Genomic DNA, 17906 nt, shown 5'->3' with positions numbered 1-17906 from the left:
TCCTGGATATCGTTACACCATGTGCAACTTTCTCGTAAATATGGTGAATTTTAGTGTGCTTCAAAATACCGTTTTTAGTATCATAATCAATATGGTTACAAAAATAGTTATCTCCTGAGAATTTAAGAATTTTATATGTTTTTTGTACCTTTACCAGATATCTAAAAGGGTTATTATGGACAATATTATATTCAATCTTGTAAAAGAGAAACCGCAATTAGTAAACAGTGTTTTTTTAGTAGATTCTTTTGATAAGCTGGATAAGAGCATTTTTTCTGATCGTGAAATTGATTATATCCAACACCGCATAGCACAAAACACCCGACTCATACCATTGAATTATTTTTACCACTGGAATTTTATCGTGATTACGGGTTGCGATGATCAGTGTACAGATGAACTTGAGTCTATCAGGCGTACAGGTGCAAAACTTGCAGACAAAGTACATGAAAATGAACTCGATTTTTTAACGCTTATTGATTATTCAGGGCGTAAAGAAACTACAGCCGCGCTGGTGGAAGGCTTGTTAATGGCTTCTTATAGCTTCGATAAATATAAAAAAAATACCAATCCAACAAAACCATTAAAACGGCTGAATATTTTTAATAAGCATTTCAAGGAGGATGACATAGAGGAACTTGAGATCGTAATGCAAGCAGTTGCTATGACACGCGATTTGGTAAATGAGCCGGCATCCACGCTTACGGCAACCCGGTTTGCCGATGAAATTACCCGCGCTGCACATGTTTCTGGTTTAAATGTAGAGCTTTACCGAAAAGAAGACCTGCAAAAAATGAATATGGGTGGAATTCTCGCCGTAAATCAGGGAAGCGAAGAGCCTCCGGTGCTCATTAAGCTAGAATGGAAACATCCCAAAGCCAAAAATAAAAAACCATTGGCCTTTGTTGGTAAAGGTGTGGTTTATGACTCAGGCGGATTAAGCATAAAACCAACAGCCAAAAGTATGGATTATATGAAATCAGACATGGCTGGTGGTGCCACCGTAGCAGGGTTAATGTATACCATAGCTCGCAGTAAAATGCCAATTCATGCCATAGCCCTAATTCCTGCTACCGATAACCGTATCAATTCTAAAGCTTATTCTCCGGGAGATATCATTACTATGCACAATGGTAAGTCTGTCGAAGTAATGAATACCGATGCAGAGGGCCGGCTCATCATGGCAGATGCCCTGAGCTATGTTGATAAATTTGAACCTGAATTTGTGCTTTCTGTTGCTACTCTTACTGGTTCAGCATCAAGAGCAATAGGGCCTTACGGAATTGCAGCCATGGGAAATGCCAAAAACAAATATTTCAATCAGCTGGAGGAATCTGGAATGCGTACCTATGAGCGTATTGTAAAATTTCCATTTTGGGATGATTACGCCACAATGTTAAAATCTGACATCGCAGATCTGAAAAATGTGGGCGGCGAAAGTGCCGGAGCCATTACAGCAGGCAAGTTTCTTGAGCACTTTACAAACCACCCGTTTATACATCTGGATATTGCCGGAGTGGCTTTTGTACATAAGGCGCTACACTACCATAAATTTGGTTCCAGCGGTGTGGGCGTTAGATTATTATTTGACTTTGTAAAGGCGCTTACAAAATAATCCTTTTATTTGCAGGTGATATTGCCACGAATGACAAATCAAAAATACAATGAGGAAAGACGATAAAATAAAAGTGGGTATCTCCCACGGAGATATTAACGGAATTAGTTACGAAATAATTATAAAAGCTTTACAAGATAACAGACTAAATGATTCATGCACTCCTATTTTGTATGGTTCGCCAAAAGTTGCAGCCTACCATAGAAAAGCACTGGATATTGAAAATTTTAGTTTCAATGCGATCCGTAAAGCTGAGGATGCTAACCCCAAACGAGCCAATTTAATAAATGTGCTTGATGATAATGTGCGTGTGGAGCTTGGAAAATCTACCAAAATGGCCGGAGAGTGCTCCGTACTTGCCCTTGACCGTATGGTGCATGATATGACCAATGGGCTGATTGATGCCATGGTGACTGCTCCTATTTGTAAAGAGAACATTCAACAGGCAGGCTTCTCGTTTCCTGGGCATACCGAATATCTTCAAAAGCAGTTCAATAGCGAAGATGTTTTGATGCTTATGGTTTTTAATGAACTCAGAGTAGGCGTAGTTACCGGCCATATCCCTTTAAAAGATGCCCCGGAAACATTGACCAAAGACCTGGTGTATAGTAAAATCAAAGTTTTGCACGAAAGTTTATTAAAAGATTTTGCGCTAAGTAAAGGTAAAATAGCTGTGCTTGGACTTAATCCGCATGCCGGCGATAACGGAATTATCGGTACTGAAGACCGCGACATCATTCAACCTGCAATTGAAAAAGCAAGGCAGGAGGGTATTATGGCAGTTGGGCCATTTCCTTCAGATGGTTTCTTCGGATCCGGCGGGTATAATCAATATGATGCCGTGCTCGCCATGTATCATGATCAGGGTTTAATACCGTTTAAGGTTATTTCGCAGGGAGAAGGTGTAAATTATACAGCAGGTTTGTCGGTAGTCAGAACTTCGCCAGGCCACGGCACTGCCTTTGATATTGTCGGGAAAGATTTGGGTAACCCGGCTTCCTTAAGGAATGCTATTTATTTAGCCTCCGATATCTCCCGTAACCGATGGATTTATGAGGAGGCATCGGCCAATCCATTAGAAAAACAAAGTTTTGATGCAGGCCCCGGTGACGTTGATATCTCAGATCTTGAATCTGATAATGTAGCGGAATAATCAGATATAATTTGAAGTGGACTAAAGATCTGTTTTATCTTTCTGTAGATGAGTGCACCACAGTGAAAAAAAATAGCATTTTTCGAAAAAAAGCGCGTAATTGCAAAAAAAAGTCCTGAAATGGAGTATAACTGGTCAGAGAAAAATATACTAATAGCTGAAGATGTAGATGTGAATTACCGTTTCCTTGAAAAAATACTTCAGGACACAGGAGCCAATATTATGCGTGTAATGGATGGCAGGGAGGCTGTTGATTTCTGTAAAAAACATGATGAGGTAGACCTCGTATTAATGGATATTCAAATGCCGGGCATGGATGGATTTGAAGCTTCAAGGGCGATTAAGTCAATTCGCAGCGATTTGCCAATTATAGCCCAAACAGCTCATGCTATCGAAGGCGGTCGTGAAAAGGGGCTTGAGTCTGGTTGTGATGAATATATTGTAAAGCCAATCAATATTAATAAAATGTATGCTACCATTAACAAATATTTTAGTCCCGTAGCATAATATACAAAAACTGTCATAGAGGCTGTCCAAAACTTTTTGAACAGCCTTTTTTTGTTCGTAAATGAACAATATCCTGTAATTATAAAATTAGATTGGCATAGAAATTAGCTTTATATTACTTTCAATGCAAAATAATAAACTCAATATTCTACAAAATGAAAGCACATTTATCAGCCATTTTAATTATGGTTTTTATCGTAGGTTTTTTGTCCTATTCCAATGCTCAGGAAACCGAAAATACCACTGCCTATGGTTTTAATATTGTAAAAGAGCTGCCACATACCATGGCAAAAGATCAGGGCAGGGCAGGTACTTGTTGGAGTTTTGCCACAACCTCTTTTCTCGAATCAGAAATTATGCGTATGGGAAAAGATTCTGTGGATTTAAGTGAAATGTTTTTTGTCTATCATGCATATTTAGATAAAGCTCAACGCTATATTATGCGTCATGGTCAAACCAATTTCTCACAGGGCGGACAGGCGCATGATGTGATGAATGTTATTCGTGAAGAAGGGATGGTGCCCGAAAAGGCCTACACGGGAATAGCATACGAGGGAACCGAACATAATCATTCTGAAGTTGTAGCCATGATGCACGGAATGCTTGATAAACTTGCACAACAACGAAATAAAATGCCTTTGTGGATCGACGCCTTTAGAGCTGTAATGGATGTTTATTTCGGTATTTTACCTGAAAATTTTGAATGGAATGGAAAAGAAGTGACAAGTAAGGAATTTCAAAAATCTTTAGCTGTAAACCCTGATGATTATGTGGAGTTAACTTCCTATGAATTCTACCCTTACTATACATCAGTTAATCTGGATATTCCGGACAATTGGTCTTTTGATCATTATTACAATGTAAAGCTGGAGGAACTTATTGAAACCATTGATTATGCCATAGCAGAGGGTTATACCGTTTGTTGGGATGGCGATGTGAGCGAGCATGGTTTTAATCATGGGAAAGGTTTTGCTGTTTTGCCGACAGAGGATGCGTTTAAGGAGGAGTCTTATTTGAACGATATTGCGCCGGAAAAAGAGGTGACCACAGATTTACGCGAAGCTACATTTATGTCGCAGGAATCTACAGATGACCACTTGATGCATTTGATCGGTACTTCAGAAGACAGGGAAGGAAATCCACATTATATCATAAAAAATTCATGGAATCATAATTCTAATGATTTCCAGGGAAAATTACATATGTCGCTTCCGTTTGTTAAAGCCAAAACTATTGCTATAATGGTGCACAAAGATGCTGTGCCAAAAAAATTGCGCAAGAAACTCGATTTCTAAAATCGCTGATATAATAAAAAGTGACTGATGATTCCCATTCCTAATATCAGGAAAACTGGTAAATAAAATCCAAGCAACGGAATTATTAGTACAGGAACTAAAATATTCCCGGCCATTGCACCTAGTAAATCGTTTACATAGAGGTGTAAGCCGGGAATGTTTTTGTGATGGTTTATTTTATTAAAAAGAAGACCTGTATAAAAACCAGATAGTAAAATGCCTGTAAAAACAGCGACCCTGGATCCTGCTAATGTAAGCAGAAGTAACAGGACAATTATTGAAATTAGTGCCGCAACTGCGAGATGTTTTTTTTGATCAGTACTTTTGAGCATTAGCCCACCAAGCAAACCCACCATAAACATGGCTATTAATAAGCCAATGAGTAAATAGATGTGACCAAAATGGAGTTGGTAGAAATAAATAAACATCGTTTGTGCAGCTATGCCCGTAAAACCTCCATGGAAAACAACAGCATAACCGGGGTTGCGATAAGAAAAAAAAGTAAAAGCCGATATAAGCGTTATTAGTGCAATCAATTGCCAAATGCGGAGATTGCGATATATTTTTTCACCAATTGCCATAATCCGGGTTGTGATATTTACCGAGTATTTCTGGAACATTTGAAGTAACCCGGCCAGGTAAACCAGCGGTTTGTCAAATGACAGTGTGGTTTCGTATTCGGAAATTTTATCTATCCCGATGTTTTTCTGATTCCGCAACCTGTTGCCCACATGAAAACTGTTGAAATACGTTGGCTGAATGCCGTATTTTGCCAGATTTTGTTGCATATCTATTAAATCGGTTGAAAGCGGCTTATCTGATGCCAATATTATCGTAAAATTGTTCAAGCCAAGTACTTCCGTATGCCGGAAGGTGTGTTTGGTTGTTTTAAATACACTGCCTTTCAGGTTTTTGTTTATTCGTCCCGAATAGGCTGCCTCTGACTGGAATAAAAGACTCAGGCAACCACCGGTATTCAATCCTTCATGCAGCATTTTTATATTTTGTGGAAAATACACCAGCGCATTTTGCATCAATGCAGGTCGGGGTTCATTAATGTATATTAAATCATATTTACCTGTTCTGTTTTTCAGGTGGTTTTGCAGTGTTTTGTGGACAACCCGGACATTAGGCTTTTGTATAATTTTTTTAATGTGAGCAGGGAGATGTGTTTGAAGTATTTTAAAGTATTTCAGGTCTTCCGTGAGTATGTGGATATGTTTATACCTCACCTGAGATAGTCCGGTTAGTATTGGCACAATATCGCTGCCTGCTATTAAAATGGAAGGGTTTTCATGAGCTTGCGCAAGAGCGGGAAGGGTTGCCTCTTCAGCAGCAGCAGGCGGATTTGCTTTTATGGCTGGTGATCCCTGAAAGAGCAGTAAAGTATCTGAGCCCTCCTTAGAAGTCAATAGCGTTAATTCGCCTTCTGAAGTCGACTTTGATTCCACGTAACTGTACCCGGCAAACAACGTTTTTAAGCTTTGTGCTTCAATTGTAGGTTTAAAAAGTATCAATATCAGAACCAGAGCTATTGCCAGGTAACTCCACCATTTCTTTTGTTGTTTTAATAATAATAGTTGTGTCGCTACAGCTGCCCCTGCAAGAATTAAGAATGCCGGGTAATAGAGGTAAACAATAGTTGAAAATAAACCAGCAAGAATAAAGGCAAGTGTTTCTGTTTTGTATAGATCCAATACTTTTTGCCCTGTTTTTGTCGGTTTGGCAAATTGGGCAAACAACCATCCGTTAAAGCCGCTTATAAAAATTATAGAAACTGCAGTGTAGATAATTCCGCGCATTAAATTCATGGAGGTAGTGATACCTAATAGCTCAGGTCTGGCAAGAATTATTACATAATAAAATATTATTGCAAAAACACTGTATAATTGAACCAGGGCGTATAACCGGGTTATTGAAAAACTTTGCCTGCTACCAAGCAGCACGCCCAATCCATTTGCCCCTAACCACAGAAACAGGAAAATGCTGATAATATATTCTGATTGCTCAAACAGCATAAGTACCTGACGCAGGTAAATAACCTGGGTCAATAAGGCAATAAAACTGACCAAAAAGAACAAATAGCCATTTTTTAGCTTTAGGTCCATTTATTTCCAGATTCCGTTTATGGGTTTGTTGCAAAACTCGCACTTTCCGTCTTTTACATGCAGTGCCTGCATTTGATATCCGTTGCGGTCGATAATTTTTTTCTGGCAATGCGGGCAAAAGGTGTCTTCTGTTTCCGGGTCGCGCACATTGCCGATGTAAACGTATTCCAATCCGGCATTTATTGCCCGTTTACGCGCGCGTTTGAGCGTTGGTACCGGTGTTGCTGGTTTCGATTTCATTTGGTAGTGTGGGAAAAAACGTAGAAAATGTACTGGTGTTCCTTTTCCTGTGTTGTTTTTCACCCAGCGGGCAAATTTGTCGAAATCTTCGTTAGTGTCATTTTCTCCCGGTATTACCAGGTAACTGATTTCGAGCCATACGCCCTCTTTTTTCATTACCTTAATTGCATCTAATACCGGGTCGAGTTCTCCTGTGTTGAACCGGTCGTAAAATTCATTCGTCATACCTTTTATGTCTACCGTCGCACCGTCGATATATTGAGCCAGTTCCTCCATTGGTTCTTCATTGATAAAACCTGCCGTAACCATCGTGTTTTTAATGCCATTTTTATGCGCTAATTTGGCTGTCTCCAGCATGTATTCAAAGAATACAATGGGGTCGTTGTAGGTGTACGAAATTATTTTGGCATTGTATTTACTGGCAAGGTTTACTATCGTTTTAGGTGACCTTACTTCTACATTTTCCATTTCGAATGGTGATAGCTGGCTGATTTGCCAGTTTTGGCAATTTCTGCAGCGCAGGTTGCAGCCTGCTGTGGCTATTGAGAGGGTTTTTTTTGTAGGCAGGAAGTGAAAAAAAGGCTTTTTCTCAATTGGGTCGAGGTGCATGGTTATCGGACGGGCGTAGACTAGTGTACGTAATTTGCCTTCTACATTTGCCCGCACTCTGCAATCGCCGAGTTCGCCTTCACGCAAAATGCATTTGTGGGGACAAAGCCGGCATATCACCTCGCCGGTTTCAGGAATTTTATCGTAATAGTAAGATTCTTTCATGGAAAGGTTATGCGATTCCACCAACTGCCGCGTAATTTTACTTTGAGGTAAGCTGGCAATACCGGCCTTCATGCAGGGAGGGGTGAAATTCTCTTTTACGGCGATTTTTTCTGGTGCTTGCTGGGGTTGATAAAAGATTATTTGTACAGCAATGGCCACAATAGAAACAGTGAGTGCTGTGATGACGATTAGTTTCTGGTATTTATTCATTGCTATGAGATTTTTCTGAAAAGATTAACGCTTCATATGTATACAATTTGGCTTTCTTCCAACCATCTTTGCCCAATCCGGCTTTATGTTTTGAGCAGTGGCTTACAAACTCCTCCTTTGTCCAGTTTTTACCATCTGCAACCTGTGGCAGGTAAGTTCCCGAATGCATACCTTTTTGGATGTAAATGCCATGCTTACCCAATTCAAAATCTTTGAGGTTATCAATGGGCTTAAGTGGGGTAAGTACTGAAATCTCAATCTTTATCGATTTCAATTCTTCAGGCCTTAACTTATTGAAACGTGGATCTTCGGTAGCTGCTGCCACAGCCATCTCCTGTACACCTTCTGCCAGTGGGAGTGTCCCCGAAAAATTACCGATACATCCGCGGAGCCTGCCGTTTTTATGCAAGGTGACGAAGCAACCTGTTTTTGTTTTTAAATTGGGAGTTAGATCGTTTTCAGGTATGGCAGGAATTCGTTTTGTTTTTAAATATTGGTCTATGGTGTTTCTTGCTAATTTGAGTAAGTAGTTTTTTTCTGTTGCCTTGAGCGAGAAACTGGCCTCTTTGGCTTTGGTTGTCTGTTTTGGGGCCACACGCATGGCCCAGTAACCGACTACCCTGTTTCTATCGCCGTATTGGCTGTCCGATGAGTTACGATACTCAATTTTTTCAATTGCATGGCCCTGATCTTCAATTATATCGAGAAAAACCAACATGGCACTTAATCCACACATACTTGTTTTTAAATTGGAGACACCTTTCCTGTTGTTTTTTTCAATCTGCATGAGTAGTTTTTCAGGATTGCCTGATGCCAGGGCTTCTGCTGTAAGGCTGTCTGTTTTGCAAGCATTTTTGTCAGAAGGATAATGCGAAAAATCAGTGCTTATTACGAAAAGGTTATTTTGAGTGTAATATGGTTTTAGTGCTTTGGCAATGGACTGAATTTCCCTTTGGTCTTGTGTGTTAACAAGTATAGGGATAATTTTAAAGTCGTTTTTGAGGTGATGTTGCAGAAAGGGCAATTCTACCTCGAGGCTATGCTCGTTTTTATGTGCCTTTTGGTTATAACTGAACGCAGAATTTTCGAGTAGTTTATGTACAATTTCGGTGTTTACCCGTACTTGTCCCAAAGGTGTTTCATATGCTTCACCACCAAATACCGATGCCTTGTTTACCCACACACGATGGGCAGAACCTAAAAGAAATACGTTTTTTATTTTTCGATTTGGTTTTATCTGGTTGAATGCCGATGCAGCAACCTGGCCTGAGAAAACATATCCGGCATGAGGAACGATTACTGCTCGCGTTGTACCTGGGCGTTTAGTTTCAGCTTCTGAAAAAAACTCTTTTAGTTGATTTTTCAGTTCAGCCGGGTTTTTATGATAGAACTGACCTGCTACAGCAGCTTTTCTGATGTTTTGTTTTGGCTGGTCCTGCGACCGGCATCCAATAAAGAGCAACATCAGTATTACGAAAACGAATAGTTTGCTTTTGTTCATTGACATACCCTATTTTGTTGACCCTTAAAAAGATAAATAAAAAAATAGATTTTGCCAATTTTAATTTTTTATTATTTGCGGAGCATTTTTTCAATATCTTCTGTTTCGCGGGGAATATGGGCCATGAGGTCTTCGTTGCCGTTTTCAGTAACCAGTATGTCGTTTTCAATGCGTACACCCAGCGCCTCTTCTTTAATGTAAAGCCCCGGTTCACACGTTAGTACCATGCCGGGTTGCAGCTTTTCTTTCGTGTCGCCTACATCATGTACGTCAATACCCATAAAATGGCTTGTTCCATGCATGAAATATTTGCGGCTCAGCGGTTTTTTGGGGTTTTGTTGTTCGATGTCCTGTTCAGTAAAAAGGTTAAGTTCAACCATCTTTTTTTCCAGGTATTGCCGTACTTGCTCATTTATATCTTTTATGCTGATGCCGGGTCGAATGAGCTTTATGGCCTCTTTTTGTGCATCAAGCACGGTTTGGTAAACCTCTTTTTGCCGGGTGGTAAATTGCCCCCCAATAGGTAATGTGCGACTCATATCTGCTGCATATCCGTTAAACTCAGCACCAAAATCCAGTAGCAACAACTCCTTATTCTTCATTTTTCGGTTGTTGTTGATATAGTGTAGTATACATGCACTTGGGCCTGATGCGACTATGGGGTCAAACGCATGCCCATCTGAGCCATTCGCAATAAAAGTGCGTATCATTTCAGCTTCGATCTCGTATTCCATTGCACCTGATTGAATCTTTGGAACCAGATTTTCGAAAGCTTTTCTTGTAATGTCAATTGCTTTTTTAATCAGGGCTATTTCTTCAGGCGATTTAATTACACGTAGCTTTGAAATGATTGGTTGCAGGCTTGTTTGGTTGATTTTTTTATTACGTTCCATCAGGTATTCTGTCCATTTTACAGCAACTTGATGGTGTGCAGGATAGGTTGAAGCAATTTTTTTGTTCTTTTTGGCCAGCTTTTCCAGTGTTTGCTTCATTGTGTCGGTATATCTTACATCTGTTATGCCAGAATTATCAGCAGCATCGGAGGTGTTGAGCTGATACCCATCCCAAATTGCTGTTTTGGAGTCGGGGCGGTTGATGAACAGAATCTCATGCCAGTTTCCCCCTGTGGTGTACATTACAAGCACAGTTTCGGGTTGTGTGATGCCAGTGAAGTAAAACATGTCTGAAGCTTGCCGGTAAACGTATTGCTGGTCTCCGTTGCGGATAGATACGGGGTTGGAGAATACAATTACAAGTGTGTTTGGATCAAGCTCCTTTTGAAGGTTTTTTCTGTTACGTGTGAAAAATTGATATGGCAGTTCCTGGTGTCGCATTTAGTAAGGTTTTTTGCTGAAACTTATATAGAGTTAAACATGTTCAGTGGATTCACTAATTTCTTCCCCGTTGTCTTGCTCTTTTCTTTTTTTGGCAATGTGATAAATGATGAATAAAGCACCAACATAATATGGGAGCAGTGGAATTTTATAACGTACAAGTGCACCAAAATTTGCGGTTGTAAGTCCTACCGAGAAAGCAAATAGTATGGTGAAGCCAAAAGCAAAAAGTATCACGGGTTTTTCGAACATTATGCCAATAAAACGCCTCAGTCCAGTTTTAAATATCACCCAGAAAAGTAAGAGCAGTAAAGCCGTGTTTTCCAGGCCGGAGATAAACATTACCGGGTTTTGTGCTTCAAAAATGAATGGTCTGAACAGGCCTGCAATAGTTGCTTTGGGGGCTTTTGACAAAATACTCTGTATGTTTGGTTGAAGTTCTCCCAGGTCAAAGGAATTGCCGCCATAATATGCCCTCGTAAGGTCGTCCTGTGTGATAATGGCTTTTTGCAGCAGCGCATCCATAGAGGTATAGTAAGAGCCCACGTATTCCCCAATATTGAAAATTATGTATTGCCCGAGGCCCCAAAACATCAGGGCGAGTATGGGTAAAACAAATAATCTGAAAAACCCGCTTTTGAGTTTGTTAAGGAAATAGAAGGCAACCCAAATCATTATTCCGCCCAGCAGCGCAAAAAATATGTATGCCTTAATTGAAACCAACACGTAAACACTCACTACGATGGCAATACCATAGAGCAATATGCGCCTTCGCTGAAAGAATATTTTATAAAAAGCAAAGATGAACCACCCGGCTGCGGCCATTGTGTAAGAATCTTTTAATACTCCGCTTCCCCAAAATGCTACCGAAGGAATGAACAGGGCTGCAACGGCAAGCAAGGTGTCGTTTTTCGGATACATTTCAACAAACATGAGGTAAAGCCTCCATACCCCGCTGTAAGTGATGATTGCAGTGAGGATGGATACCTGCAGGAAGCTACCCGTAGTGAAAAGCATGAGCACTGAAGTGAATCTTACCACCGTGAATGAGTTCGGATCCCGGTAATATATCGGGTATCCGGTTTCGTTTGTAAACGCACTAAAGTTCTCGGGAGTGAGGTTATTTGACAGAATACTCAAATACGTGCCCGGATCTTCAAAAAGTAGGTTCCGTAGCACGAGTGCGCTTCTGAAATAACCTGTTGTATCGCCTCCGCCGTAATAAAAAAGATAAATGGCACATAGGGCAAGTGCACCCCCAATTTTGTATAAAAGTCCCCAGTGATAGAAGCGATAGTGTGGAAGCTTTTCGCGACGCTTTTGGGCAATTCTGGCAGAAATTACCCAGGCCAAAAGAATATAGGCAGGTACCAGAAAGAAATCCCAAATGCTGAAATATTCCATTTCCAATCGTCTCTTTTATTTTATTTCAGGGTAAGTATTGCGAAGATAAAACTTTCGGATTGAAAATGATCAATTAGATGTGCTAAAACCGTACTTTAAGCAATTGTAGGTTGCATAAACTAAATTATACGTTTGTTTACCTGTTTTTCTTTTTAATTTTGACTTCTTTGCACCTCTTTTTGCTCCAATGGCCGTCTTTTTGTATTTTGGTTGCGTTTTTTGTGCATGCTAAAAGATGGCCACTGATTTATATCCGTATTGAAAAAAGTATTATACATATCATACGATGGAATGACCGATCCACTAGGGCAGTCGCAGGTACTTCCGTACCTTTGGGGGCTCTCGAAAAAAGGTCATAAAATAACCCTGCTCTCTTTTGAAAAAACCAATCGGTACGCAGCACAAAGTAAGCATATAGAAGCAATTTGCGATGATTTTAATATTGAATGGACCCCGCAAAGTTATACATCCACACCACCTGTTTTATCGTCGCTGAAAGATTTTCATACAATGAAAAAATTTGCTGTAAGGCTGCATCGCGAAAAGGCATTTGATGTGGCACACGCCCGGGGGTATTTGCCTGCAATGGCCGGACAGGTTTTACAAAGCAAATTTGGAGTGAAATTATTATTTGATATGCGGGGTTTTTGGCCCGATGAGCGGGCTGAAGGAGGTATATGGAACAGAAAGAATCCGATTTTTAATCTGGTTTATAAGTATTTTAAAAATAAAGAGCGAAGTTTGTTTAAAACTGCCGATGCTGTTGTGAGTCTCACACAAGCAGGTAAAAATATTATTCAGCAATGGCCTTTTGTGAAGCTGGAGCCCGATGAGGTTTCTGTAATTCCATGTTGTGCCGATTTTGATCATTTTTCTCCTGAAAACATTGATGCATCGAAAAAAGCTTCTTTTAGGGAAGCATTGTCGTTGAAAAACCACTTTGTGCTTTCTTACCTGGGCTCGATAGGTTCATGGTACATGCTGTCTGAGATGCTCGATTTTTTTAAAGTATTACTGGAGTTTAAACCTAAGGCCAAAATGCTTTTTATTACACCCAATGAAGCAGAAAAAATTAAATCAGAGGCCGCTCATAAAAACATTGATAATCAACAGATTGTTTGCCACGGTGTGACGCGCCATGATGTACCTGCATTGCTTTCATTGTCAGACTTATCTGTGTTTTTCATCAAGCCGGTTTTTTCCAAGCAGGCATCATCTCCAACCAAGTTGGCTGAAATTCTGGGTATGGGTATTCCAGCGATTGCCAATGCTGGTGTAGGCGATGTGGATTTGATTTATAAGCAACATTTTCCGGATTTATTGGTGCATGATTTTACTGAAAGCGCTTACAGGCAAACATTAAACACATACTTTAATGGCCCTGCAATAAACCAGGATCAGCTTGTTAAAGTTGCCCGTCAATATTTTTCATTAACCGATGGTATTGAAAAATACCATGAAATTTATTCAGAACTTTGAAAAAGCGCATTTTATATATTGTTCCGCATCGAATGAACCGTTCACCCGGTCAGCGTTTTCGTTGTGAACATTTTATTCCGCATTTGCAGGCCAACGGCTATGAAATTGATTATGCCAACTTACTTACAGCCTGGGATGACCGGAATTTTTATAAAAGACGCAATTATTTGCTGAAATTATTTATAGTTATTAAATCTTATTTACGGCGGTCGCGCCATGTGGCCAGGGTAAAGCAATACAATGCTGTTTTTATTTATCGCGAAGCTTTTATGCTTGGCCGGACCCGCTTTGAGCGAAAAATAAAACAAAAAGGCGTACCCATAATCTTTGATTTTGACGATGCCATTTGGCTCAATGATGTTTCAGATGCCAATAAAGAATTGAAATGGCTTAAAAGACCTGAGAAAACAGGCGAGATTTGTGCTTTTTCGACTTTGGTTATTGCTGGAAACCAGTATTTGGCCAATTATGCAAAACAATTTAACGACAACGTGGAAATTATTCCAACCACCATTGATACATCATACCACCAACCACAGGAAAAAAAATCTGAGCAAAATTATGTGCGCATTGGCTGGACTGGCAGCAGTACCACTCTGAAACATTTTCGGTTGCTCATTCCGGTATTGGAAAAGCTCCAGAAGGCTTATAACGGTCAATTGAGAATTCGTGTGATTGCCGACGCAGGCATCGATGATGAGCGCATTGAAGTTGAAAATGTGCCCTGGTCGGCACATGATGAGGTAGCGCGACTAAACGAAATCGACATTGGGGTTATGCCGTTACCCGATGATGAATGGTCAAGGGGGAAGTGCGGTTTTAAAGGCCTGCAATACATGTCGGTTGGTATTCCTGCGGTGATGTCGCCCGTGGGAGTGAATACGGAAATTATTGAGCATGGTGTGAACGGTTATTTAGCAGCGAACGATCAGGAGTGGGAACAAACGCTCAAACAACTCATCGACAATGCTGTTTTACGGAAAGAGATAGGAGCAGCCGGGCGGGCAACCATCAAGAATCGCTATTCCATTGATGCCAATAAGGAAAAATACTTGCGCTTGTTTGATGCTATTGTGGTAACAGGAAAAGCAACGGCCGGGATAGATTAACTTTAAAATACATGTAATTTTTTTAAACGGGTTTTTTATGGAAACACAAGAAACCATTGTTCAAATTAACTGGTGGGAGGTAGCATTAGGGCTGGCTGGCGGTCTTGCGCTATTTTTATATGGTATGGTACAAATGACCAATGGTTTGAAGGCTGCTGCGGGTAACAGACTTACCAACTTTTTGGCCAAAATGACCCGCAACCGCTGGACCTCACTTACCGCAGGAGCTGGTATAACTGCTGTAATTCAATCTTCTTCAATTACTACCGTCCTGGTTGTTGGTTTTGTGTCGGCCGGTCTTATGGAGTTCTCCAAAACCCTGGGCATAATTTTAGGTGCCAATATTGGGACCACTATCACAGCGCAAATTATTGCATTTAAAGTAACCGAATCGGCATTGCTGATTGTGGCTGTGGGTTATGTGTTGACTACCATTACTAAGTTTCGCCGGCTTAAAAATTACGGATATATTTTATTGGGATTGGGCCTGGTTTTTCTTGGAATGAACTTAATGACCCGGGCTACTATGCCACTCCGCAGTTATGAGCCCTTTATGGAAGTGATGAAAAACACCGCACTCCCTGTATATGGGATTTTATTCGGAGCTTTTTTTACAGCCCTTGTGCAAAGCTCATCGGCTACCACAGGTGTAGTAATTGTACTCGCCTCGCAAGGATTGTTAAATATCGAAACCGGCGTGGCCATGATAATTGGCGCCAATATTGGAACCTGTGTCACAGCTTTGCTCGCTGCAATTGGTAAACCAAGGCCTGCCGTGCAGGTTGCACTTGCACATGTGTTGTTCAATTCATTGGGCGCCATTATTTTTGCTTTTTTAATACCGCAATTAAGTGAGCTGGTTGCAGATATTTCGAAAAATGATGTTGGACGTCAAATTGCCAATGCCCACACTATCTTTAATATTGGCAATGCCCTGTTGTTTATTGGTTTTACAAAATCTGTAGCTCATCTGATCAAGAGGATTTTACCCGACAAAGCTCCTGCCGATCGTACTGTACCTTTGCTCGACGACTACTATTTAAAACACGCTAACCTGGCCCTCGATATGGTTGAAAAAACCCTGAAAGAGATGGGGCAGGATCTTGTCCATATTGCAAGCGATAGCATTCCCCTGGCCATTCGCGGAACACGCTCCGACCTCGATGATTTACGAAAAAGAGACGACATACTGGATTCGTGGCACGAACGTATTTTGAGTTATATCAGTCAAATTCAACAGAAAGAATTGTCAGAGCATGAAATGGAACGTGTGCGACGCCAGACAGATATTGCCAACATCATTGAAAATGCTGGAGACCTTTATACCACCAGTGTGGTAGAAGCTGCAGAGCATCGACTGAAGCTTGGTTTTGAAGTGAGTGAGGAGACGCACAAAATGTTGCTTGATTTATATGAACAGGCCAATGCCTACCTGGCTGATGCAATAACGGCTTTTCAGGAAAAAGACAAGCCAAAAGCAGAGTCAGTAACGGAAAGCAAAGATCAGTTTGCAGAGGACCACGCAAAAGTACACCGGCATGTGTATTCCAGATTGGCTGATTCTGAGGAACATCGTGTTTCTATAATTCGTTTTGAAGTAGAATTGTTAGAAGTGGCAAGGCGACTACACAGCCTGGCGCGCCGAATTGCACGGCGTGCTATTGGTGCAATAGAAAAGGATTCCATTAAAGGTAAATGAAATCCTTTTGTAAAATCAGTAAATATTTTGCTTAATAAAGCTGTACGGCTTCATCGTAGTCGATTTCAAATGTAAGGCCATCCATACATTTGTTGTAGCGCTCTACCAGCTCATTTTGATCTCTGCCGCCAATAAAAATGTTGGCCAGCTCAAAACTATAACTGTCCTGCCCCTGCAAATCTTTAAGATGAATACCTTCTTTTACCTGTACTTTTACCTCCAATGAAGGGATGAATTTTTTCAGGATTTTAATCTCCGATTCAGTGGGTACTTTTTTAATTGTTCCGGGTTCGAACGTACGCAGCATAAAGTTGGCTGCCTTATTGAATTCCCCATTATTTCCCAATGTTTTGGGTTTTTGTCCCAAAGCCAGATTCAGCATGATGGAGTGGTGCGAAATACCGTGAATCTTTTCAAATATATCAGTGTGCGCCTGCGAAATACGCGGGTTAATCTCCAAAAAGTAAACTTCATCGGCTGTGGGATTGTAAAAATACTCAATATTAAAAGGTGAATGGTCGAGACCAAGTTGGTTTACTACACGGCGGGTTACGTCGGCCATGCGGAACTGAATTTCCTGTGGTAGTGACGATGGATACTCATAGCGGCCAAATGAAGAACGGTCGCCCTCCCTGATACTGTCCACAATACCATAAACAACCACATTGCCATTGTTCACATATCCTTCCACAGTGCATTGATGGCCTGTAATCGGACTCTCAGCTATCATGCGTTCTTCCATATTAGCAAACTCTTCAGGCATGTTGTATTGTTTCATTAAATAGTTAAATGGCTCGGCCATAAAGTCGATGTGTTTTTTTATTTCCTCCATGTTTTCTTTAAACTGTGCCTCACCATTAATCTGATATGCCAAAAATGACCGGAACGACTTAATGGGTTTCACCCAATATGGTGTAATCATGCCAACTTTCTCAAATGCATTGTCATCGAATGGATCAAAAGCTTTAAACTGGGGGATATGTTCCGGAATTACTTTGCTTTGTTCGAGCCGGCTCCAGTATTTATTTTCACATTTGGTCATTGCTTCCAGCGATGGCCCCGGCAGGTTATATTTTTCAGCAATAATGGGAACCAACATGGTGCCGGGGAAGTCGTAATAGCTGGCTACGGCATCTATTTTTCCATGTTTATCAATCCGATCAAAACACAAATTGATCAAATTTTCCATATCATACTGTTCTACATTGCGCATTTCGGAAATGTGCAGCGCAGCATGAAAATCGCAATATTCTGCCTCGGGCAGATTTTGCAGTTTTTTCAGGTTAAAATCATCAAGACCTACGATAAATATTTGTTTCTTTTCCATATTTATAAGTTTTTTATAATAAATCACGTTTAATTTGTTCATCCCATGATTTGCTGAACACTCGTACATCGCCATGGTATGCATCAAGGGTGGCACGAATGATAAAATGGGTACGCGTACTTGTTAACACGGTTCGTGTGATTGTTTTTGC

At 40.6% G+C, this 17906-nt stretch carries 13 protein-coding genes; 7 read left to right on the top strand and 6 right to left on the bottom strand.

Annotated features, from left to right (window positions below; genetic code table 11):
* Positions 1-175 precede the first annotated feature (175 nt).
* The 4 genes from VJ937_RS09160 to VJ937_RS09145 all read left to right on the top strand — a co-directional run bounded on the left by VJ937_RS09160 (position 176) and on the right by VJ937_RS09145 (position 4570).
* A complete protein-coding gene (locus tag VJ937_RS09160; protein ID WP_324066597.1) occupies positions 176-1615 on the top strand; it encodes a leucyl aminopeptidase family protein in 1440 nt (479 codons plus the stop codon).
* 49 nt (positions 1616-1664) lie between these two features.
* The gene (pdxA, locus tag VJ937_RS09155; protein WP_324066596.1) at positions 1665-2768 is read left to right on the top strand and encodes a 4-hydroxythreonine-4-phosphate dehydrogenase PdxA; all 1104 of its coding nucleotides are present in this window, start codon (positions 1665-1667) and stop codon (positions 2766-2768) included.
* Between the two features lie 120 nt (positions 2769-2888).
* Entirely contained in the window at positions 2889-3275 is a 387-nt protein-coding gene (locus VJ937_RS09150) for a response regulator (protein WP_324066595.1), read from the top strand.
* A 155-nt stretch (positions 3276-3430) separates the two neighbouring features.
* Positions 3431-4570: a C1 family peptidase gene (locus tag VJ937_RS09145; RefSeq protein ID WP_324066594.1), complete on the top strand. Its 1140-nt coding sequence runs from the start codon at positions 3431-3433 to the stop codon at positions 4568-4570.
* Here VJ937_RS09145 and VJ937_RS09140 read toward each other — a convergent pair.
* From VJ937_RS09140 to VJ937_RS09120, 5 genes are all read right to left on the bottom strand, one after another.
* Complete coding sequence (locus tag VJ937_RS09140; protein ID WP_324066593.1) at positions 4567-6678, bottom strand: hypothetical protein; 2112 nt, start codon at positions 6676-6678, stop codon at positions 4567-4569. The genes VJ937_RS09145 and VJ937_RS09140 overlap by 4 nt on opposite strands.
* On the bottom strand, positions 6679-7902 hold the full coding sequence (gene amrS, locus VJ937_RS09135; RefSeq protein ID WP_324066592.1) for an AmmeMemoRadiSam system radical SAM enzyme: 1224 nt from the start codon (positions 7900-7902) through the stop codon (positions 6679-6681).
* Positions 7895-9403, bottom strand: coding sequence for an AmmeMemoRadiSam system protein B (gene amrB, locus VJ937_RS09130; protein ID WP_324066591.1), 1509 nt, complete (start codon positions 9401-9403; stop codon positions 7895-7897). The genes amrS and amrB overlap by 8 nt, the downstream gene beginning before the upstream one ends.
* 71 nt (positions 9404-9474) lie before the next feature.
* Positions 9475-10737, bottom strand: coding sequence for an aminopeptidase P N-terminal domain-containing protein (locus VJ937_RS09125; protein WP_324066590.1), 1263 nt, complete (start codon positions 10735-10737; stop codon positions 9475-9477).
* Positions 10738-10770: 33 nt separating this feature from the next.
* Positions 10771-12141 (bottom strand): hypothetical protein, encoded by a 1371-nt coding sequence (locus VJ937_RS09120; protein ID WP_324066589.1) that lies wholly within the window; start codon positions 12139-12141, stop codon positions 10771-10773.
* A gap of 258 nt (positions 12142-12399) precedes the next feature.
* On the opposite strand from VJ937_RS09120, the gene VJ937_RS09115 reads away from it, so the two are divergent.
* Genes VJ937_RS09115 through VJ937_RS09105 form a run of 3 tightly spaced genes read left to right on the top strand, consistent with a single transcriptional unit; the run spans position 12400 to position 16428 of the window.
* A complete protein-coding gene (locus VJ937_RS09115) occupies positions 12400-13620 on the top strand; it encodes a glycosyltransferase (protein WP_324066588.1) in 1221 nt (406 codons plus the stop codon).
* Positions 13617-14729, top strand: a complete 1113-nt coding sequence (locus VJ937_RS09110; RefSeq protein ID WP_324066587.1) for a glycosyltransferase family 4 protein — start codon at positions 13617-13619, stop codon at positions 14727-14729. The genes VJ937_RS09115 and VJ937_RS09110 overlap by 4 nt, the downstream gene beginning before the upstream one ends.
* A 37-nt stretch (positions 14730-14766) precedes the next feature.
* Positions 14767-16428, top strand: coding sequence for a Na/Pi cotransporter family protein (locus VJ937_RS09105; RefSeq protein ID WP_324066586.1), 1662 nt, complete (start codon positions 14767-14769; stop codon positions 16426-16428).
* Between the two features lie 31 nt (positions 16429-16459).
* Here the strand turns inward: VJ937_RS09105 and VJ937_RS09100 are convergent, their stop codons facing one another.
* Positions 16460-17755 carry an ATP-grasp domain-containing protein gene (locus VJ937_RS09100; protein ID WP_324066585.1) on the bottom strand — a complete coding sequence of 432 codons (1296 nt, stop codon included), beginning with the start codon at positions 17753-17755 and terminating at the stop codon, positions 16460-16462.
* Positions 17756-17906: the final 151 nt, after the last annotated feature.

It is taken from the genome of Salinivirga sp., assembly GCF_035268865.1.
GTDB lineage: Bacteria > Bacteroidota > Bacteroidia > Bacteroidales > Salinivirgaceae > Salinivirga.
Note: the sequence above shows the minus strand (reverse complement) of the source record. Positions and strands in the feature narration are given on the sequence as shown.